This is a genomic window from Streptomyces sp. NPDC017095 (assembly GCF_044332325.1).
Lineage (GTDB): Bacteria > Actinomycetota > Actinomycetes > Streptomycetales > Streptomycetaceae > Streptomyces.
In genome coordinates this window covers 18922-38608 of sequence record NZ_JBIROU010000014.1, presented here as the reverse complement: position 1 = coordinate 38608, position 19687 = coordinate 18922, and the positions used below count along the sequence as shown (strand labels likewise).

At 73.8% G+C, this 19687-nt stretch carries 20 protein-coding genes; 12 read left to right on the top strand and 8 right to left on the bottom strand.

The genetic code is table 11. The features are described from left to right. Positions 1-38: 38 nt before the first annotated feature. From ACH4OA_RS25855 to ACH4OA_RS25845, 3 genes are all read right to left on the bottom strand, one after another. Positions 39-728 carry an HAD family hydrolase gene (locus ACH4OA_RS25855; RefSeq protein ID WP_397971194.1) on the bottom strand — a complete coding sequence of 230 codons (690 nt, stop codon included), beginning with the start codon at positions 726-728 and terminating at the stop codon, positions 39-41. Positions 729-738: 10 nt separating this feature from the next. Beyond that, entirely contained in the window at positions 739-1503 is a 765-nt protein-coding gene (locus ACH4OA_RS25850) for a phosphatase PAP2 family protein (protein ID WP_397971192.1), read from the bottom strand. A 256-nt stretch (positions 1504-1759) separates the two neighbouring features. Beyond that, entirely contained in the window at positions 1760-2311 is a 552-nt protein-coding gene (locus ACH4OA_RS25845; RefSeq protein ID WP_397971189.1) for a DUF5134 domain-containing protein, read from the bottom strand. Between the two features lie 188 nt (positions 2312-2499). Here ACH4OA_RS25845 and ACH4OA_RS25840 point away from each other — a divergent pair, with 188 nt between their 5' ends. Continuing rightward, positions 2500-4194 (top strand): FUSC family protein, encoded by a 1695-nt coding sequence (locus ACH4OA_RS25840; protein WP_397971187.1) that lies wholly within the window; start codon positions 2500-2502, stop codon positions 4192-4194. Beyond that, a complete protein-coding gene (locus ACH4OA_RS25835) occupies positions 4191-4856 on the top strand; it encodes a MarR family winged helix-turn-helix transcriptional regulator (RefSeq protein WP_397939431.1) in 666 nt (221 codons plus the stop codon). Before ACH4OA_RS25840 ends, ACH4OA_RS25835 begins: the two co-directional genes overlap by 4 nt. Positions 4857-5005: 149 nt before the next feature. On the opposite strand, the gene ACH4OA_RS25830 is transcribed toward ACH4OA_RS25835, so the two are convergent. The 3 genes from ACH4OA_RS25830 to ACH4OA_RS25820 form a co-directional block, all read right to left on the bottom strand. Beyond that, complete coding sequence (locus ACH4OA_RS25830; RefSeq protein WP_397971184.1) at positions 5006-6496, bottom strand: alpha/beta hydrolase family protein; 1491 nt, start codon at positions 6494-6496, stop codon at positions 5006-5008. 138 nt (positions 6497-6634) lie between these two features. Continuing rightward, the gene (locus ACH4OA_RS25825) at positions 6635-7687 is read right to left on the bottom strand and encodes an aldo/keto reductase (RefSeq protein WP_397971181.1); all 1053 of its coding nucleotides are present in this window, start codon (positions 7685-7687) and stop codon (positions 6635-6637) included. A gap of 144 nt (positions 7688-7831) precedes the next feature. Continuing rightward, positions 7832-8224, bottom strand: a complete 393-nt coding sequence (locus tag ACH4OA_RS25820) for a VOC family protein (RefSeq protein WP_365879427.1) — start codon at positions 8222-8224, stop codon at positions 7832-7834. A 90-nt stretch (positions 8225-8314) separates the two neighbouring features. Between ACH4OA_RS25820 and ACH4OA_RS25815 the strand changes: the two genes are divergently transcribed. Next, a complete protein-coding gene (locus ACH4OA_RS25815) occupies positions 8315-8869 on the top strand; it encodes a GNAT family N-acetyltransferase (RefSeq protein ID WP_397971178.1) in 555 nt (184 codons plus the stop codon). Here the strand turns inward: ACH4OA_RS25815 and ACH4OA_RS25810 are convergent. Beyond that, positions 8866-9549, bottom strand: coding sequence for a glycerophosphodiester phosphodiesterase family protein (locus tag ACH4OA_RS25810; protein ID WP_365879431.1), 684 nt, complete (start codon positions 9547-9549; stop codon positions 8866-8868). The two genes, ACH4OA_RS25815 and ACH4OA_RS25810, sit on opposite strands and share 4 nt — an antisense overlap. A gap of 405 nt (positions 9550-9954) precedes the next feature. Here ACH4OA_RS25810 and ACH4OA_RS25805 point away from each other — a divergent pair, with 405 nt between their 5' ends. The 4 genes from ACH4OA_RS25805 (at position 9955) to ACH4OA_RS25790 (ending at position 13879) form a co-directional block, all read left to right on the top strand. Next, positions 9955-11352 (top strand): DUF6421 family protein, encoded by a 1398-nt coding sequence (locus ACH4OA_RS25805; protein WP_397947000.1) that lies wholly within the window; start codon positions 9955-9957, stop codon positions 11350-11352. 47 nt (positions 11353-11399) lie between these two features. Further along, a complete protein-coding gene (locus tag ACH4OA_RS25800) occupies positions 11400-12146 on the top strand; it encodes an SDR family NAD(P)-dependent oxidoreductase (protein ID WP_397939613.1) in 747 nt (248 codons plus the stop codon). Continuing rightward, on the top strand, positions 12143-13213 hold the full coding sequence (locus ACH4OA_RS25795) for a threonine aldolase family protein (protein ID WP_397939423.1): 1071 nt from the start codon (positions 12143-12145) through the stop codon (positions 13211-13213). The genes ACH4OA_RS25800 and ACH4OA_RS25795 overlap by 4 nt, the downstream gene beginning before the upstream one ends. Positions 13214-13288: 75 nt before the next feature. Continuing rightward, positions 13289-13879: a transglutaminase family protein gene (locus ACH4OA_RS25790; RefSeq protein WP_397971175.1), complete on the top strand. Its 591-nt coding sequence runs from the start codon at positions 13289-13291 to the stop codon at positions 13877-13879. A gap of 82 nt (positions 13880-13961) precedes the next feature. Here ACH4OA_RS25790 and ACH4OA_RS25785 read toward each other — a convergent pair whose 3' ends face one another. Then, positions 13962-14690, bottom strand: a complete 729-nt coding sequence (locus ACH4OA_RS25785; RefSeq protein WP_365879439.1) for a lysophospholipid acyltransferase family protein — start codon at positions 14688-14690, stop codon at positions 13962-13964. A 349-nt stretch (positions 14691-15039) separates the two neighbouring features. Here ACH4OA_RS25785 and ACH4OA_RS25780 point away from each other — a divergent pair, with 349 nt between their 5' ends. From ACH4OA_RS25780 to ACH4OA_RS25760, 5 genes are all read left to right on the top strand, one after another. Then, positions 15040-15372 carry a thioredoxin family protein gene (locus tag ACH4OA_RS25780; protein ID WP_365879441.1) on the top strand — a complete coding sequence of 111 codons (333 nt, stop codon included), beginning with the start codon at positions 15040-15042 and terminating at the stop codon, positions 15370-15372. 208 nt (positions 15373-15580) lie between these two features. Next, positions 15581-16090 carry a flavin reductase family protein gene (locus ACH4OA_RS25775; RefSeq protein WP_365879443.1) on the top strand — a complete coding sequence of 170 codons (510 nt, stop codon included), beginning with the start codon at positions 15581-15583 and terminating at the stop codon, positions 16088-16090. A gap of 216 nt (positions 16091-16306) precedes the next feature. Beyond that, a complete protein-coding gene (locus ACH4OA_RS25770; protein ID WP_397939417.1) occupies positions 16307-17092 on the top strand; it encodes an electron transfer flavoprotein subunit beta/FixA family protein in 786 nt (261 codons plus the stop codon). 52 nt (positions 17093-17144) lie between these two features. Beyond that, the gene (locus ACH4OA_RS25765; protein ID WP_397939415.1) at positions 17145-18107 is read left to right on the top strand and encodes an electron transfer flavoprotein subunit alpha/FixB family protein; all 963 of its coding nucleotides are present in this window, start codon (positions 17145-17147) and stop codon (positions 18105-18107) included. A 210-nt stretch (positions 18108-18317) separates the two neighbouring features. Then, the gene (locus ACH4OA_RS25760) at positions 18318-19616 is read left to right on the top strand and encodes a DUF6986 family protein (protein WP_397939413.1); all 1299 of its coding nucleotides are present in this window, start codon (positions 18318-18320) and stop codon (positions 19614-19616) included. The last annotated feature ends 71 nt before the right edge of the window (positions 19617-19687 follow it).

Sequence of the window (19687 nt, the reverse complement as noted above, 5' to 3'; positions counted from 1 at the left end):
CGCCTCGGCGCGTCCGCTCCGGCCCGCCGGCCGCGGGCTCAGCCCACCAGGTCCAGCACCGGCAGCAGCGCGTCCGGGCGCCGGTCCACGGGCAGGTGGTCCACGAAGCGGACCCGGCAGCCGAGCGCGGCGGCGCCGCCGTCCGCCACCTTGTTGTCGCCGACCATCAGCACCCGGCGCGGATCCGCGCCGAGCGCCTCGCAGGCGACCGAGAACAGCCGCGGATCCGGTTTCTGCACGCCGTGTTCGTACGACAGCGTGTACCTGTCCACGTACGCGTCGAGCCCGTGCGCGCGGAACACCGGCCGCAGGTCCCAGCCGATGTTGCTGACCACGCCGACGCCGATCCCGCGCTCGCGCAGCGTGCGCAGCACCTCGGCAGCGTCGGGGTACGGGGTCCATGCGGCCGGCGACATGTGCCGCTCGTACAGGGCGTCGTGCAGCCCGGGATCCGGCAGCGGCACCCGGCGGGACAGGCCCGTGTACGCGGCCCGGTGCAGCCGCGCGCTCTCGTCCCGGACCGCCCACAGGCCGGCGAGGTCCGCCGGCACCCGCACCGGCGCCGCGCCTCCCGGCAGCGCGCCGGCCGCCTCCAGGGCCCGGGCGACGCGGGCGAGTTCGGGTTCGGCGAGTGCGTGTCCGGTCTCGCCCAGCACCGCGCGCAGCCAGGTTTCGACAGGCTCGACGCGAAACAGCGTCCCGGAGAAGTCGAACAGTACGGCGGTCATGCGCGGGACTCTACCGACGGCCCGGCGGTCGCGTCCGGCGGTCGCGCGGCCGTTCGTACACCAGCACGGCCAGCGCCACCAGCAGCGCTCCGAACAGCCACCCGCCGAGCACGTCCGAGGCCCAGTGGACGCCCAGCCACACCCGGGTCACGCCCACGCCGGCCACCGAGACGAGCGCCGCCCCCACCGCCGTACGCCACAGGGGGCGGCCCGGGGCGTGGCGGCGCAGCAGCCACAGCAGCAGGCCGCAGACCACGGTGGCGGTCAGCGCGTGTCCGGACGGGAAGGCCGCGTAGTGAGCGGAGTCGACGGGATCCGGCCAGACCGGGCGGGGCCGGCCGGCGGCGGCCTTCAGCGACTGCTGCACGAGCGCCGCCAGCGCACAGGTCGCCGCCAGCCACAGCGCCGTCCACCAGGCCGCGCGGCGCCAGACCAGCCACCCGGCCGCCGCCGCGCACACCAGGCGCATGGTCAGCGGGTCCCACACCCAGTCCGTCAGCACCCGGAACAGATGGGTCACCTCGCGGTCGCGGACCGCCCAGCGGTGGGTGGTGCGGGCGATGGCGCCGTCCAGGGAGAACAGCGGATGCCAGCGCGCCGCGACGAGGACGAGCAGCAGAACCGAACAGCCACCGAGGACCACGGCGACGCGGCCGGCCGCACGGGCCGCGGCGGGTGAGCCGGGGGGCGGCAAGGGGCCGGGGGCTGGTGGAGGGCCAGAGGGCGGGGGGTCGGGGGGCGGCGCGGGCGGGGGAGCGGTGGGACGATCGCGCATGCCGCGATCTTTGTCGATACGACGGCCCGGTCCAAGCCCGGCGGGGCCGAAAACCACCGCGAGCGACCGAGAGCGACCGATGGCGGGGGCGCCGCCATGCGGGGGAGGCAGACGGAGGTGCGGGGCGCCGTCACGCGGAGCGGCCGGCGGGGGGCGCGGGGCCGGTCGGTCGTTCTGCGGGCTGCCGTGGCGGCGGCAGTGGTGTCGGCGTCGGCCGGCATCCGCGCGCGCCGGGGCGCCCGGCGCGCGCGGGTGTTCACATGGTCAGCAGCATCGCCACCATGCCGATCCCCATCGACAGCCGGCACGCCCGGGCCAGCTCCGGGCGGTCGCCCCAGCCGGCCGGTCCGGGCCCGCCCGCCGGGGCCGCCGCGGGCACCAGGCGGGCGCCGGACAGCAGCACATAGCCGGTGAAGTACAGCAGGAGCGCGCCGGTCAGCAGCGGTACGCCCGTGCCGCCGTGATCATGGTGGGCGGCGGGCAGGGCCACGGTCATCGCCACCGCCATGTAGACCATCGCCGCGCTGCCCACCAGATGGTGCAGATGGCGGGAGCCGTCGCGCGCGGTCCACAGCGCCCGCAGGGCCGCCGCGCCGAACACGGCCGCGTACACCGGCCACGCCCACCGCGGCGGGGTGAACACCGCCGCCGGCACGGCCATCGCGGCCATGCCGAAGCCCATCAGCGCTTCGCCGCCCGCGGCCCGGCGCTGCTCCTCGACGCCGCTGCGCATCCGCAGCAGGCAGTAGGCGCCGGTCACCGCGCACAGCGCCACCAGCAGCCAGGCGGTCGACACCGGTCCGTGCACGCGTACCTCCCCGCTCGACGGTCCGCCCAGGGATGCCCCGAAGACGCTCCAGGGGGTGCGATGCCCCACGCGGACGGAGCGCACGCGAGCGCAAGGATGTACGCGGGGAGCATGCGGGGGAGCACACGCCGTGATCACCCCGCCCGGCGCAATTATTTCACTGGTAAAACACGTGCTAAATTATTGGGATGAGCAGTACCTCCCCCCACCGTCTTCCCCTGGCCGGAGTCCTCCGCCTCGGGCGTCCCTCCGACATCTGGTTCAAGCCCGCGCTGAGCGTCGTCGCCGCGGTCGCCCCGCCCAACCTCACGCTGCTCGCACTCGGCCGCCTCGATCTCGCCATGTACACCATGGCCGGATCGCTGTGCGCGCTCTACGCCCACAACCGGCCCTACCCCGCCCGGGCCCGCGTCCTGGCCTGGGTGGTGCTCGGCATGGTCGGCGGCCTCGCCGTGGCCCTGCTCGCCGCGGCGCTGACCACGAGCGCCGTCGTCCTCGTCACCGTCGGCGCCGTCCTCGCCGCGGTCCAGAAGACGGTGTGCGACGCCACCCGGATCGGACCGCCCGGCAACGTGGTCCTCACCTTCATCAGCTCCGCCTCGCTCTTCGCGCCGCAGACCGCCGGCCAGCTCCCCGGCCACCTCGGACTGGCCCTCGCCGCGGGCGCCTGGGCCTGGCTGGTCGGCATGGCCCCCGGGCTGCTGCGCCCGCACGGCCCCGAGCGGCGCGCCACCGCACAGGCCCTGAACACCGCCGCCGCGTACGCCGGCACCCGCGGCACCGCCGAAGGCCACGCCCGGGCCCGCGCCGCGTGCGCCGCCGCGATCCACGCCGCCTGGCAGACGCTGCTCGCCGCCGGCGCCCGCCCCGACCCCACCCGCCGCGCCCTCGAACAGCTCCTCGTGCGCGCCGAGGTCGCCCTCGCCGCCCCCGCCGACACCGACCCGGAGCGGCTGCGCGGCTGGGCCCGGGAGCTGCGCGGCACCGGCCGGGTCCCGCGCGTCGAGCCGCCCCGCGAGTCCGCCGACGAACTCCTCGGCGTGGCCGCCGAACAGGCCGTGCCGCCCCGCTCGCTGCGCCACCGCCTCGCCCCGCTGGCCCCCCTCGCCGTCCGCACCGCGCTCGGCTGCGCCCTCGCCGGGTACGCCGCGCTCGCCCTCGGCGTCGGCCGCCCCTACTGGGCGCTGGTCACCGCGGCCTCCCTCTACCAGGCCAACGTCACCCTCACCTGGAACCGGGGCGTCCAGCGGGTCGTGGGCAACCTCGTCGGGGTCCTCGTCTTCGCCGCCCTCGCCCCGCTCGCCCATCTGCACCCCGCCGCCCTGGTGCTCTGCTCGCTCGCCCTGAACTTCGGCGCCGAGGCGCTCATCGGCCGCAACTACTGGCTGGGCAGCGTCTGCGTCACCCCGATGGCCCTGCTGATCACCGAGTTCGCGCGCAGCCAGAACCCGGCGGAGCTGATCACCGACCGGGTCGTGGACACCCTCGTCGGCGCCCTGGTCGGCTTCGCCGCCGCCGTCGCCGTCACCAACCGGCGGGCCGGCGACCGCCTGGAACACGCGCTGACCGCTGCCAACCGCGCCCGCGAGAGCGCCGCCCGCCTGCTCGCCGAGCCCCGCCCGGCGCCCCGCGCCCTGGAGTCCGCCCGCCGCGCGCTCGCCGCCGCCCTGGTCGACCTGCGCGCCACGGCCGACGCCGCCGCCGGCGAGTGGTGGCAGCGCGCCCTGCCCGGGGAGCGGGTCGTGCTCACCGAGCAGGCCGGACACCGTACGCTCGCCGCGACGGTACGGCGTCAGGGGCTCGTACCGCGGGACGAGGACCGGGACCCGGCGGGCGACCGCGGCCGGGAACCGGGCAGGACGACGGAGGACATACGGCCATGACGGCGACGCACGGCGGACCGACGCCCGGCAGCGACGCGCCCCGCACCCGACCCGCACCCCACACCGATGCCACGCCGGCCGGCACCCAAGCCGTGCCCACCGGCACTGATGCCACGCCGGCCGGCACCGAAGCCGTACCGACCCGCACCGGTCCGGCCGGTACCGACACCGTCTCCGCCGTCGTCCGCCAGTGGCGGGCCGTCCACCCGGAGCTGGACACCGGACCCATGGAGGTCATCGGCCGGATCAACCGCTGCGCCGCCCTCCTCCAGCAGGCCGAGGACGCCCCGCTGCGCCGGGCGGGCCTCAGCCGCGCCGAGTTCGACCTGCTCGGCGCGCTGCGCCGCACCGGACACGAGCTGACCCCGGGCGAGCTGGCCCGGGAAACCTTCTCCTCGGGGGCCGCCGTCACCAAGCGGCTCAAGCAGCTGACCGAGCGCGGTCTGGTCGATCGGCGCGGCGACACCCGTGACCGGCGCGTCGCCCACGTCCGTCTCACCGACGCCGGGCGCGACCTGGTCGACGGCATCCTGCCCGAGCAACTCGCCTACGAGACCGCCGTACTGTCCGTCCTGGCTCCGGACGGCCAAGGCGAACTGGCGGGCCTGCTCGCCGGGTTGCTGGGCCGCCTGGAGAGCCGGACGGGCGCGCTGCGCACCTGACGCCGCCGGCCGCCCTCCGAATGACGGCGCGCGTGGCCGGACAGGCCCGCGGCCTCTCGTCGGGACCGGACCGGCCGGTGGATCCCGGCGGGGTGACGCGTCGCTCCGGGACGGGACCGGCCGTTCGTCGGCCGCCGGGGCACGGCCGGTCAGCGGGTGCCGTCCGGGCGGTGGACGGTCAGATCGCCGTGGGCCGACAGCACGCCGGCCAGGTCAACGGGGCGGTGCCGCAGGGTGGCGTCCAGGAAGGCGAGCGTCGTCGCGGCGACGACGCGCGGGCTCTCCGCGCGGCCCAGGGAGCCGACCACGGAGGGCACGGGCGGCAGGTACAGGGGGCCGTCCATGAAGGTGAGGTGCGCGGCGCCGGGGACGGTGAGCCGGTAGCTCGTCGCGGTGCTGTGCTCCAGGGCGCTGGTGAGGCGGGGCAGGTAATCCGGGTCCGTCGCGGGCGTGATCGCCTGGGTGAGCGCAAGGGCCGGCCGGCGGAGGGCGGGGAAGGCGGGGCCGTGGGGGTAGCCGTCCAGGTCGATGACGGCGTCGAACCGGCGGTCCTGGCGGGCTGCCTGCAGCGCGGCGGCACCGCCCATGGAGTGGCCGGTGACCGCGACCCGGCCGGTGTCCAGGCGTCCGGCCAGCGGGCCGGCCGCCCCGTCCCGGCCCGGGTGTTCCAGCCGGGTGAGGACGAAGCGGAGGTCCGCGGCCCGGACGGCCGTCCAGCGGGCCGCCAGCCTGCCGTCCTCGACCCGGTCCCCGGAAGAGGTGGTCCTGGCGCGGATCGTCCGGCCGTCGGCGAGCACGACGGCCGCGGAGTCGTACGGGTGGTCGAGCGCGGCGACCACGTAGCCGTGGCTGGCGAGTTCCTCCGCCCAGGCGGTGTTCTGGGTCCGCACTCCGCCCGACCCGGGGGAGAACAGCACGACCGGGAACCGTCCGCCCCCGCCGGTCACCGGGGCGTCGAACACCGCGTGGGTGTGCGCCCGCGGCACGCCGTCCACCAGGAAGCCGGGCAGGCCGGCGCCGCGGGCGAGGGCACCGGAGACGATGCGCGCCTCGTGCTCCGTGCGCCCGAGGTACCGGGCCAGCGGCGTGCCTGCCGGGCTCTTCCGGGCGGGGTACCAGAGCTGGACCACGACCGTGCGCCGGTCGTGCGGATCGGCGGTGAAGCTCTCGGGGCGGTGCGGGTCGGTCCACTGCACCACGCGGGTGCCGACCGCGAAACGGCCCGACGGCTCGGGGAACACGGGCACGGGAAACGCCCAGGCGGCCACCGGACCCGTGGCGATCAGGCCCACGCACACCGCCGACCCCGGCAGCGCCAGCCACCACCGGGCCCGCCACGCCGGCCGGCCGGCACGGCGGCGCAGCCACGGGGAGAGGGCGAACGGCGCCGCGACGGCGGCGCCCGCCAGGGCCGGCGCCATCTGCCAGCGCATCCCCGTCACGCTCAGCACGATCGCGGCCGGCACGAGAACCATCACCGCCGCGAGTGTCACGCGCGGGCGGGCCGCGCCGGGAAGCCAGCGCGCCGCCACCAGCGCCACGGCACCCAGCACGGCAAGCAGTTCCAGGGGCGACAGGTACAGCCCCGCGATGATCTCGGTCACCCGGCCATCCTCACGGCGGGGCACGCCCGGCCACATCGGCCCAGGGTCGCCCTCGCACGCGCCCCCGGTCACCCTTGAGGACCCGCCCCGGGTGCGACCACGGTCGCACCCGGGCACCCCGCCGTACGACCGCGGTCGCACCCGGCAGCGGTCGTACGGACCGGCCGGCGGGTGTCAGAGGACGTCGTGCACGGTACGGCGGTAGGCGGAGCGGCGGTCCTCGATGTCCGGCCAGCGGTCGCCGTACACGTTGCGGGTGATGGGCGGCTCGCGCAGGAAATCGTGCGGGAAGCCCAGCGGGACCGCGCTCACCTCGTCCAGCCGGGCCCGGGCGTCCGCGTCCAGCCGGACGCCGGTGCTCGCCAGGTTGTCCGCGAGCTGCTCGGGCCTGGTGGCCGACACGATCGGCACGACGTTCCCGGGCCGGCCGAGCAGCCAGGCCAGGGCCACCTGCGCCGGACTCCAGCCGCCCGCCTCGGCGACCTCCACGACCGCGTCGACGATGCCCTCCTCCCACGCCTGCGGCCGCTCTCCCAGCGTGTCCAGCCGGCCCCGCTCCCCGCGCCGGTACTTCCCGGTGAGCAGGCCCGCCGCCAGCGGCGCCCAGGCGAACACGGCGAGGTCGAACGCCCGGGCCTGCGGCAGGAGTTCGCGCTCCACGGTCCGCTCCAGCAGGCTGTAGCGCAGCTGCGAGCCCGCGAAGCACGTCCAGCCGCGCAGCTCCGCGAGGGTGTTGGCCTGCGCGATCTCCCAGGCCGGCCAGTCCGATACGCCGATGTGGAGCACCTTGCCCGCGCGCACCACGTCGTCCAGGGCGCGCATCACCTCCGGCACCGGCGTGAAGTTGTCCCGGGCGTGCACCCACAGCACGTCGAGCCGGTCGGTGCGCAGCCGGCGCAGGCTGGCCTCGACCGACCGCACGAGGTTCCCGCGGTGGTTGCCCGCGGAGTTGGGGTCGCCGTCGCGGGTGGCGCAGGTGTACTTGCCGGCCAGCACGAACCGGTCGCGGCGCCCGGTGAGCAGTTCGCCGAGGATCCGCTCGGAGCTGCCCGAGGTGTAGATGTCGGCGGTGTCCACGAAGTTGCCGCCGGCGTCGGCGTAGGCGTCGAGGATCCGGGCGCTGGTGTCCTTGTCGGCACCCCAGCCCCAGTCCTCCCCGAAGGTCATGGTGCCCAGCGCCAGTTCGCTGACGCGCAGGCCGGTCCGTCCGAACAGCGTGTACTTCACGGGTGCTTCCCTCTCCGCAGATGGTCGGCTACGACGCTAGGAGCTGGAGCGCCCTCGAAGGCAAGCCCGCCGCCCGGTCCCGCGCGCCTCGCGACCGCGGGCGGTCCGGCCGGACCGCCCGCCACCAGGCCCCGCTTGCCGTCCCTAGATCCCCGGCCGGTACCGCAGCGGATGGTCCGCGGGGATCTCCACCAGAACGATCCGCGTGCCGTCCGGGTCGGTGATCCACATCTCGATCAGGCCCCACGGCTCCCGCACCGGCGGCCGTACGATCTCCACGCCCCGGGCCCGCAGCTCCTCGGCCGCGGCCGCCACGTCCTCGACCTGCAGCCACAGCCGCACCGCGGGCGAGGGCGGGACGTCGGACCGGCCGGACAGCTCCAGGAAGCCGCTGCCGAGGAAGTAGACCGTGCCGCGCTCGGGGCCGGTTCCGAACTCGCGGTGGACGGAGAGGCCGAGCTGCTCGCCGTAGAAGGCGCGGGAACGCTCGGGATCGGTGGGCCGGAGCAGGGTCCGGCTGCTGAGTACATGCACCATGCGGGCCGAGCCTAGTCGCAGCGCTACCCTCTTCGGGACCCCGGCCACGCCCGAGCCGGTGCCGCGCACCCGAGATCGGAGACCCTCCCCATGGACACCCCCGCCACCGCACTCGTCTTCCGTGACGCCACCGCCGCCGACGTGGACGCCCTCGTCGCGCTGGTCGAGTCGGCGTACCGGGGTGACAGCAGCCGGGCCGGGTGGACCACCGAGGCGGACATCCTGGACGGCCAGCGCACCGACCCCCAGGGCGTGCTCGACGTGATCGAGTCGCCCGGCAGCCGGCTGCTCACCGTCGAGCAGGACGGCCGGATCGTCGCCTGCTGCCAGCTCGAACACCGCGATGACCACGCCTACTTCGGGATGTTCGCGGTGAGCCCCGCCCTCCAGGGCGCCGGTCTGGGCAAGGCGGTCCTGGCGGAGGCGGAGCGCCGGTGCCGGCAGACCTGGGGCGTCACGGAGATGCGCATGACGGTGATCTCCGTACGGGAGGACCTGATCGCCTGGTACGAGCGCCGCGGCTACCGCCGTACGGGACAGACCTCCCCGTTCCCGTACGGCGACGAGCGCTTCGGCATCCCGCTGCGCGCCGGCCTCCGGTTCGAGCTGCTGGTCAAGAAGCTCAACGGAACCTTCACCGCCTAGGCGGTGAAGCGCCCCGTGCGCTTGATCTCCGGGTAGTCGGTCGTCGCCCCGTCCAGCTCCAGGGCGCGGACCAGCCGCAGCTGGTCCTGGGTGTTGACCACCCAGCCGATGATCCGCAGCCCGGACGCGCGGGCGTGCTCGACGATCTCCAGGGTGAGCCGGCGGATGTTCAGGCACAGTGTCGCCGCGCCCGCCGCGACCGCGCGGTCCACCACGTCGGTGCCGTACCGGCTCGCGACCAGCGCGGTGCGCACGCCCGGCACCAGCCGCGCGATCTCGGCCACCGCCTCGTCGTGGAACGAGGACACCTCCACCCGCGCGGTCAGGTCCCGCGCGCGCAGCACCCCGGCCAGCGCCCGTGCCGCCGCCACGTCCTTGATCTCGGCCTGCACCGGTGTGCGCACCGCCTCCAGCACCTCCTCGAACACCGGGATCCGCTCGCCGCGGCCCGCGTCCAGGGTGCGCAGCTCCGCGAGGGTCTTCTCGGCGATCAGGCCGGACCCGTCGGTCGTCCGGTCCACTTCCGCGTCGTGCATGACGACCAGGGCACCGTCCTTGCTCAGGTGCAGGTCGAGTTCGATCAGATCGAGGCCGGCCTGCTGCGCGGCGACGAAGGAACGGAGGGTGTTCTCGGGCTCGACGCCCATGACCCCGCGGTGACCGATGGTAAGGAAGTTCAAGGTTCAACTCGCTTCCGTCGACGGCGGCTCGGCGACGCGCGGACCGACGGACCCGGTGGCGGACGCCCTCGTCCACGCGGCAAGGCCGCAGCCTAGTGGCCGCGCCGTGCGTTGGACCCGTGGCTGCGCCGGGCATTCGGGAGCCGGGGCAGGCGCCAGTTGGCCGGTATCCGCCCTGGCCGTCACCCTCTGGTGGGCGCGTCCTCTGCTTCCTTGACCGCCCGGCGTCCCGGCCGCCCGCGAGCCCGGGGCCTTTGCTGAAGTGAGTGCCGTCACGGTTTGCGGCAGGAAAAACATCGGTGACCAAGGGGTTCGGCAGAATAATTTCCCGATCGGGCTCTTGCTGAGAGTAACGGGGTATGCATACGGTGTCTCCACGCGAGGTTCTCCCGTGGAGGATGGGACATGACGGAAATTCTTGTGCGGCCGGGTTCGGAGGAGCGGGTTCCTCCGCTGAGCAGGGTGGTCGAGCACCCGGCCTGGGCGGTGCTCAAGGATGCCGTGGAGCAGATCCGGCCATGGCAGTCGCAGGACGGATCGATCGACTTCGCCGCCGAGGACGCCCCGCCGCGGGCCGACGCCGTGGCGGCCGTCGAGCGGGTCGCCGGCGCGGTCGAGGAGCTCTCCCCGCTGGTCCCGCACGACGCCGCGTACCACCAGGCCCTGGTGCGGGACCTGCGCCGCTGGGCCGAGGGCGGCTTCGAGGTGCCGGACTTCCTGGACTCCCTGCTGGCCTTCCAGCCCGCCGCCCACCGCGAGGACGGCCTCCAGCACCTGGTCGTCTTCCCGATGTACACGCAGAACGGCAACCCGGACCGCAATCTGGAGGCGGTCGTCCTGCGCATGGTGTGGCCGGAGTGGCTGGCCGAGCTGGAGCGCACCCGCTACGACAACCCGCTCTTCTGCGGCATCAGGTTCGAGGACTTCACCGCCGGCTACGACACCAACTCGGCGGTGCTCTTCCCGGAGACCATCGCCGTCCGCCAGGCACCGGAACGGTTCTCCTGGGGCGGCATCTTCTGCGACCGCGAGGCCGCCCGCTTCCGCCGGGTCACCGAGGCCGCCGTGGACATCCTGGGCCTGGAGCTGCCCGAGGACATCGCCGCGATGGTCCGCGACCAGAAGCGCTGCGAAGACGCCTTCGTCCTGTGGGACATGGTCCACGACCGCACCCACAGCCACGGCGACCTGCCGTTCGACCCGTTCATGATCAAGCAGCGCCAGCCGTTCTGGATGTACGGCCTGGAGGAGCTGCGCTGCGACCTCACCACCTTCAAGGAGGCCGTCAAGCTGCAGGCGGACGGCGTCCCGCAGGGCCGTGACGTGCAGTACGCGGTGCTCTTCGACCGTGTCTTCCGCTTCCCGGTCACCGGCGACCGCGTCCGCAACTACGACGGCCTCGGCGGCCAGCTGCTCTTCGCCTACCTGCACCGGCACGACGTCATCCGGTGGACCGACAACAAGCTCTCCCTCGACTGGGAGCGCGCCCCGCAGGTCACCAACCAGCTCTGCGCCGAGATCGAGAAGCTCTACCGGGACGGCATCGACCGCCCGAAGCTGGTGCACTGGCTCGCCGGCTACGAACTGGTCTCCACCTACCTCGCCCCGCACCCCGGCTCCACGTGGGCCAAGGGCCCCGACGCCCTGGACCTGACCCTGCCGCCGCGCAAGCTGGTGGACGACGTGCTTCCGGACGAGTTTCCGCTGAGCATGTTCTATGAGGCGCTCGGCAAGAAACTGAAGAACGTGATCGCCTCCACCAAGGGCATCACGGCGGACAGCGCCGAGCGGATCGCCGCGTGAGCGGCCACGCCCGCGGCACGGACACGGTGCAAGAGGGGACGAACATGGTGGGCAACGGGGTTCTGAGCGGTGCGGTGATCGCGGTGGCCGGCGCGGGCGGACCGGCCGGACGCGCGGCGCTGATCCGGCTCGCCGAGGCGGGCGCGGTCGTCGTCGGCGCCGACAACAACCCGGAGCGGCTCGCGGAGGCCGTCGACGCGGCCCGCTACGCCCGTGGCGGCGCCACGGTCACCGGTGAGACCGTCGACCTGCTCGACCTGGACTCCACCCGGGACTGGGCCGCGCGGATCGAGAAGGACCACGGCCGCGTGGACGGCCTGGTCCATCTGGTCGGCGGCTGGCGCGGCGGCGCCGGCTTCGGCGACACCGACCTGGCCGACTGGGACCTGCTGGAGAAGCTGCTCGTCCGCACCGTCCAGCACACCTCCCTCGGCTTCTTCGACGCGCTCCAGCGCGGCGAGCGCGGCCGGTACGTGCTGATCAGCGCCGCCGGCGCGGCGAAGCCGACGGCGGGCAACGCGGCGTACTCCGCGGCCAAGGCGGCGGCGGAGGCCTGGACGCTCGCGATGGCCGACGGCTTCCGCAAGGCCGGGGGCGAGGCGGGCCCGCGCGCGGCGGCTACGATCCTGGTGGTGAAGGCGCTGGTGCACGACGCCATGCGCGCCGAACGCCCCAACGCGAAGTTCGCGGGCTTCACGGACGTCACGGACCTGGCCGAGGCCGTCGAGGGCGTCTGGCGCAAGCCCGCCGCCGAAGTGAACGGAAACCGTCTGTGGCTGACCGAGAAGCCGTGAACCCTCCCAGGACCGACGCGCGTCGCCACCACGACCCGCGGGTCCGCGGTTTCGCCAGTGACAACTACGCCGGAGCCCACCCCGAGGTGCTGGCCGCCCTGGCCCTGGCCAACGGCGGCCACCAGGTGGCGTACGGCGAGGACGACTACACCGACCACCTCCAGCGGATCGTCCGCAGCCACTTCGGTGCCACCGCCGAGGCGTTCCCGGTCTTCAACGGCACCGGCGCGAACGTGGTCGCGCTCCAGGCGGTGACCGACCGCTGGGGCGCGGTGATCTGCGCCGAGAGCGCGCACATCCACGTGGACGAGGGCGGCGCCCCCGAGCGCATGGGCGGACTGAAGCTGCTCACCGTGCCCACGCCCGACGGCAAGCTCACCCCGGAGCTGATCGACCGGCAGGCGTACGGCTGGGAGGACGAGCACCGCGCGATGCCGCAGGTCGTGTCGATCACCCAGTCCACCGAGCTGGGCACCCTCTACACGCCCGGGGAGATCCGCGCGATCTGCGAGCACGCCCACGCGCACGGCATGCGGGTGCACCTGGACGGCTCCCGCATAGCCAACGCCGCCGCCTCCCTGGACGTGCCCATGCGGACGTTCACCAACGCGGTCGGCGTCGACATCCTCTCGCTGGGCGGCACGAAGAACGGCGCCCTGTTCGGCGAGGCCGTCGTCGTCCTGAACCAGGACGCCGTACGGCAGATGAAGCACCTGCGCAAGATGTCGATGCAGCTCGCCTCGAAGATGCGCTTCGTCTCCGTGCAGTTGGAGGCCCTGCTCGCCAAGGACCTCTGGCTGCGCAACGCCCGGCACGCCAACGAGATGGCCCAGCGGCTCGCCGAGGGCGCCCGCGCGGTGCACGGCGTGGAGATCCTCTACCCGGTACAGGCCAACGGCGTCTTCGCCAGGCTCCCGCACGACGTGAGCGAGCGGCTGCAGCGGCGGTTCCGGTTCTACTTCTGGGACGAGGCCGCCGGAGTGGTGCGCTGGATGTGCTCCTTCGACACCACGGACGAGGACGTCGACGCGTTCGTGGCGGCCCTCAAGGAGGAGATGGCCCGCTAGCCAGCTCTGCATAGGTATGCGGTCACCCGAAAAATCATTGACGTTCGGGTGATCGCTTTCCTATGCTCTGCGGGCATGGAGCTGATCCAGAGCACAGCCGACCTGTCCGCGTACCTGGCCGCCGACGAGGCCGTCGACCACCACCACCCGGTGGTCCGGGAGACCGCCGCGCGTCTCGCCGCAGGAGCCGCCGACTCGTATGACTATGCACGCGCCGCCTATGAATTCGTCCGGGACACCCTCACGCACTCCGCGGACTCCGGCGACCTCCGCGTCACCTGGCGCGCCTCCGACGTGCTGACCCTCGGCACCGGCGTCTGCCACGCCAAGTCCTACGCCCTGGCCGCCCTGCTGCGGGCCGAGGACATCCCGACGGCCCTGTGCTACCAGCGTCTGACCGACGACGAGGGCGGTCACCTGCTCCACGGGCTGATCGCCGTCCGCTTCCACGGCGCCTGGCACCGGCAGGACCCGCGTGGCAACAGACCGGGCGTCGACGCCCAATTCTCCCTGGACGGCGAACGGCTGGCCTGGATCCCGGACCCCGCGGCCGGGGAGAGGGACTATCCGGCCCTGTACGCCGCCCCGCACCCGGCCGTCCTCACGGCCCTGCGCACCGCCGCCGACCGGCGGCACCTGTGGAAGACGCTCCCGGACAGCCTCTGAGACCGTAGCCCTCGCGGCGGGCAGGCCACGGGCCGGCCCGCCCCACCGCGTGCGCCGGCGCCGCGGCCGGGCGCCGCAGGTCTCAGCGGACCTCGACCGCGCGCAGCTCCTGTGCCGTGGGCGCCGAACCGCCCAGGTGCGACGGCAGCCACCAGGTGTCCTCCGGGCCCTTGGGGTGGCCCGGGTAGGCGCGCTGGGCGGCCTCCAGCAGTTCCTGGACGCGCTCGCGCAGCCGGCGGGTGATGGCGCCGGCGTACTGGTCGCGGGGTGCCTCCACCGCCTCGCCGACGCGGATGGTCACGGGCAGGTGGCTGCGCTTGAAGTTGCGGGGGTGCCCCTTCGTCCACAGCCGCTGCGTGCCCCAGACCGCCATCGGGATCAGCGGGACGCCCGCCTCCTGGGCCAGCCGGGCCGCACCCGACTTGAAGCTCTTCAGCGTGAACGACTGCGAGATCGTCGCCTCCGGGAACACCCCGATGATCTCGCCGGAACGCAGCGCGTCCAGCGCGTGCGCGTACGCCGCCTCGCCCTGCCCGCGGTCCACCGGGATGTGCTTCATCCCGCGCATCAGCGGCCCGGAGATCCGGTGCCGGAAGACGGAGTCCTTCGCCATGAAGCGCACCAGGCGCTTCTGCGGCAGCGCCGCCAGGCCGTTGAAGATGAAGTCCAGGTAGCTGATGTGATTGCTCACCAGCACGGCGCCGCCCGAGCGAGGGATGTTCTCCGACCCACGGCAGTCGATGTTCAGGTCCCAGACCTTGAACAGCGTCTTGGCGAAACCGATGACGGGACGGTAGACCAGCTCTGCCATGGGCGGGGTGGACCCTTTCTGCTCTGCTCGGGAAAGGGAGGGCTCCCGGCGGGAAGTTACGCGGCCGTAGGTTTTACGGCGTCTCGCAGATCGTGCCCGAAGAACGCGCGGGTAGCCAGTCCTGGTGCCTCGCGGCGGCGAGATCCTCGTCACGTCGGCCTACATTCCGCCCCGGCTCCCCCCGCTTGCCCTCCCTCCTCTCCCCTTCTTTTCCCTTCTTTGCTTCCCTCTTCGCCGCGGGCGGGAATCTTCGCGGCCCCGCGACTGCTGGTGCTGAGGGAGACCGGACCGGTGGCGCGCCCGCGCGGGTGCCCGCCGTACTGAGCCGCAGCGGCGGCGGAACGGGAGAGTGCGGGTGTGCGGGCGCGACGACGGCAAGCGGCTCGGGGCGGCCGAACTCGGCGTGGAACCAGGGCGGCGCGCCACGCTGGTGCAGTTCTCCAGCGCCTTCTGCGCGCCCTGCCGGGCCACCCGGCGGGTGCTGCGCGAGGTCGCCGGGATGGTCCCGGGCGTGACCCACGTCGAGATCGACGCGGAGGCCCACCTGGACCTCGTGCGCGCGCTGGAGATCCGCGCGACGCCCACCGTCCTGGTCCTGGACGCCGGCGGACGCGTGGTGCGGCGCGCCACCGGACAGCCCCGCAGAGCCGACGTCATCGCGGCCCTGGGGCAGGCCGTCTGAGCGTGCCTCAGCGGACGGTGCGCCCGCTCGCGGACCGCGGGCCCCGCTTGACTGCACGGCTCACCTCTCGTCAACCTGACCGTATGCCGACAGAACTCCTTCTCTACGGGCGGGTGCACATCGACCTCGCCCGCACCGCGAGCGCGCGCTGTCCCGTCCGTTGAGCACCCGCGATCCCGCTCGTGACCTCCGGCAGAAGGACGATTCCATGACGGCCACGCCCGACCTCGGCACCCCTCAGCTCGCCTCCCCGGACCTGCTGCGCTCCACCTTCCGCCGGCACGCCGCCGGTGTCGCGGTGATCACCGCGCGCGGCGCCCGCGGACCGGTCGGCTTCACCGCCACCTCCCTCACCTCCGTCTCCGCGGAGCCGCCGATGGTCTCCTTCGGCATCGGCACGGGCGCCTCCAGCTGGCCCGCCATCGCCGAGGCCGACCATGTCGGCGTGCACATACTCGGCGAGCACCAGAGCGAGCTGGCCGCCACCTTCGCGCGCAGCGGCGCCGACCGCTTCGGCGCGCCCACCGCCTGGCGGGAGGGCCCGGAGGGCGTGCCGGTGCTGGGCGACGTGCTCGCCTGGCTGGTGTGCCGGATCGTCGGCCGGGTCCCCGCCGGCGACCACCGCATCGTGCTCGCCGAGGTCGTCCTCGGCGATCCCTCGGGCGCCGGCCGCCCGCTCCTCTACCACCAGGGCCGCTTCGGCGGCCTGCGGGACTGATCACCCCGCCGCCCCCTGCGAGACCGTCGGGTTCCGGTTACGCTGCGTTGCGAAGGTCACAGTTCAAAGCGCTTGCTTAGCGGGCAGGAACTGGGTGTACTGACGAGTAATATCTCGTTCGGAGCGCGCGGACGCCCCGACCGGGATCGGCCGCTTCAGGCGCCTATGCTGCCTGCAAGAGGCAGCCCGAACAGACGATGCAGTAGGAGAGCCGGCGTGAGCTTGAGGATCGTTGTCACTGTGAAGTACGTGCCCGACGCCACTGGCGACCGGCACTTCGCCGATGACCTGACCGTCGACCGCGACGACGTGGACGGTCTGCTCTCCGAACTGGACGAGTACGCGGTCGAGCAGGCGCTGCAGATCGCGGAGAACGCGGACGACGCCGAGGTCACCGTGCTGACGGTCGGCCCCGAGGACGCCAAGGACGCGCTTCGCAAGGCCCTGTCCATGGGCGCCGACAAGGCGATCCACGTCGAGGACGACGACCTGCACGGCACCGACGCCATCGGCACCTCCCTGGTGCTGGCCAAGGCGATCGAGAAGGCCGGCTTCGACCTGGTCGTCTCCGGCATGGCCTCCACCGACGGCACCATGGGTGTCGTGCCCGCGCTGGTCGCCGAGCGTCTGGGCGTCCCGCAGGTCACCCTGCTGTCCGAGGTCTCCGTCGAGGACGGCGTGGTCAAGGGCCGCCGTGACGGCGACGCCGCCTCCGAGCAGCTCGAGGCGCAGCTCCCGGCCGTCGTCTCCGTGACCGACCAGTCCGGCGAGGCCCGCTACCCGTCCTTCAAGGGCATCATGGCGGCCAAGAAGAAGCCGGTGCAGTCCTGGGACCTGTCCGACCTGGACATCGAGGCCGAGGAAGTCGGCCTGGACGGCGCCTTCACCAAGGTCGAGTCCGTGACCGAGCGCCCGGCGCGCACGGCCGGCACCATCGTCAAGGACGAGGGCGAGGGCGGCAAGCAGCTCGCTGAGTTCCTCGCGGGCCAGAAGTTCATCTAGGCCCGGCCCCCGCTGACCGCCCCTCAACTTCGTTACGCAGGAGAGCAATCCCATGGCTGAAGTCCTCGTCTACGTCGATCACGTGGACGGTGCCGTCCGCAAGCCCACGCTGGAGCTGCTGACCCTGGCCCGCCGTATCGGCGAGCCCGTCGCCGTGGCCCTGGGCAACGGCGCCGCCGACACCGTGAGCACCCTCGCCGAGCACGGTGCGACCCGTGTGCTGACCCATGAGGCGTCCGAGTACGCCGACTATCTGGTCGTGCCGAAGGTGGACGCCCTCCAGGCCGCCCACGAGGCCGTCTCCCCGGCCGCCGTGCTGGTGCCGTCCTCCGCCGACGGCAAGGAGATCGCCGCCCGCCTCGCGCTGCGCCTCGGCTCCGGCGTCATCACCGACGCCGTCGACCTGGAGGCCGGCGAGGAGGGCCCGGTGGCCACCCAGTCGGTGTTCGCCGCCTCCTTCACCACCAAGTCCCGCGTCGTCAAGGGCACGCCGGTCATCACGGTCAAGCCGAACTCGGCCGCCGTCGAGGCCGCTCCGGCCGCCGGCGCGGTGGAGTCCCTGTCGGTGTCCTTCTCGGACCAGGCGACCGGCACCAAGGTCACCGGCCGTACGCCGCGTGAGTCGACGGGCCGCCCGGAGCTGACCGAGGCCGCGATCGTGGTCTCCGGCGGCCGCGGTGTGAACGGCGCGGAGAACTTCTCGGTCATCGAGGCGCTCGCCGACTCCCTCGGCGCGGCCGTGGGTGCCTCCCGCGCCGCGGTGGACGCGGGCTGGTACCCGCACACCAACCAGGTCGGCCAGACCGGCAAGAGCGTGTCGCCGCAGCTGTACATCGCCAACGGCATCTCGGGCGCGATCCAGCACCGGGCCGGCATGCAGACCTCGAAGACGATCGTGGCCGTCAACAAGGACGCGGAGGCCCCGATCTTCGAGCTGGTCGACTTCGGCGTGGTCGGCGACCTGTTCGACGTCGTCCCGCAGCTGACCGAGGAGATCAAGACCCGCAAGGGCTGAGCCGTACCGTACCCGTACGAGGCCCCCGGGACCGCGCTGCCGGTCCCGGGGGCCTCGTGTCGTCCCGGGTGCCGCGCCCGCCGCGGGGGTACGCGGATGCCGAGCCGGTTCCGCCGTGTCTTCCTTCCGCTGTTGACCAGCGGGAAGTTGCCCGATAACTTCGCCATACGGATTGTTGATTCCATAAAGCGGAAAGTTGGAGGGTGTGGGATGGGTCAGCAGGAGAACGTGGCGACGAGCCTCGCGGGCGCCGTCAGCGAGGAGATCAGCGCTTCTCTCGCCTCGGTCGACGCGGAGCTGGAGCGCCGCTACCCCGGGGACCCGGGAACCCGGCAGCCCGTCCACACCGTGTACGTGCCCGGGGACGCCTTCGCCGCCGACACCATCCGCTCCTGGGGCGACCAGGCGCTCGCGCTGCTCGACGCGCACGCCCCGGACGCCGCCTCCTTCGCGGCCGTGCTCGGACTCTCGGAGGAACTGGCCGAACCGGTCTACTCCCGCGTCCGCGCCAAGCTGGAGCGCGAGCCCGTCGAGGACCTGCGCGTCGACTTCGAGGACGGCTACGGCCCCCGGCCCGACGCGGAGGAGGACGAGACGGCCGCCCGCGCCGCCCGGCTGATCGCGCGGGCGTACGCCGACGGCACGGCGGCGCCGTACATGGGCATCCGCATGAAGTGCATGGAGGCCCCCGTACGCGACCGGGGCATCCGCACCCTCGACGTCTTCCTCACCACGCTCATGGAGTCCGGCGGCCTGCCCGAGGGCCTGGTCCTCACCCTGCCCAAGGTGACCTACGCCGAGCAGGTCGGCGCCTTCGTCCGGCTGCTGGAGGCCTTCGAGAAGGCGCACGGCCTGGACGCCGGACGCCTGGGCTTCGAGATCCAGATCGAGACCAGCCAGTCCATCCTGGCCACCGACGGCACCGCCACGGTCGCCCGCATGATCCAGGCCGCCCAGGGCCGCGCCACCGGGCTGCACTACGGCACCTTCGACTACAGCGCCTGCCTCGGCGTCTCCGCCGCCTACCAGGCCAGCGACCACCCGGCCGCCGACCACGCCAAGGCGATCATGCAGGTCGCGGCGGCCGGCACGGGCGTCCGCGTCTCGGACGGCTCCACGAACGTCCTGCCCGTCGGCCCCACCGCGAAGGTCCACGACGCCTGGCGGCTGCACTACGGCCTCACCCGCCGCGCCCTCGCCCGCGCCTACTACCAGGGCTGGGACATGCACCCCGGCCACATCCCCACCCGCTACGCGGCCGTCTTCGCCTTCTACCGCGAGGGCTTCGAGCAGGCCGCGGGCCGCCTCGCCCGGTACGCCAACCGCGCCGGCGGCGACGTCATGGACGAGCCCGCCACCGCCAAGGCACTCAGTGGCTATCTGCTGCGCGGCCTGGACTGCGGCGCGCTGGACGTCGCCGAGGTGGCCCGCCTCAGCGGCCTGACCCGGGCCGACCTGGAAGCCTTCGCCTCCCCCCGCCGCGGCGACCTGACGGCCTCCGCGCAGTGACCGCCGGCCGGGGCTCACCCGCGAGGTGAGGCGGGCGGGCCCCGGCGGCTCCTTCGTCTCCGGCCGCCGGG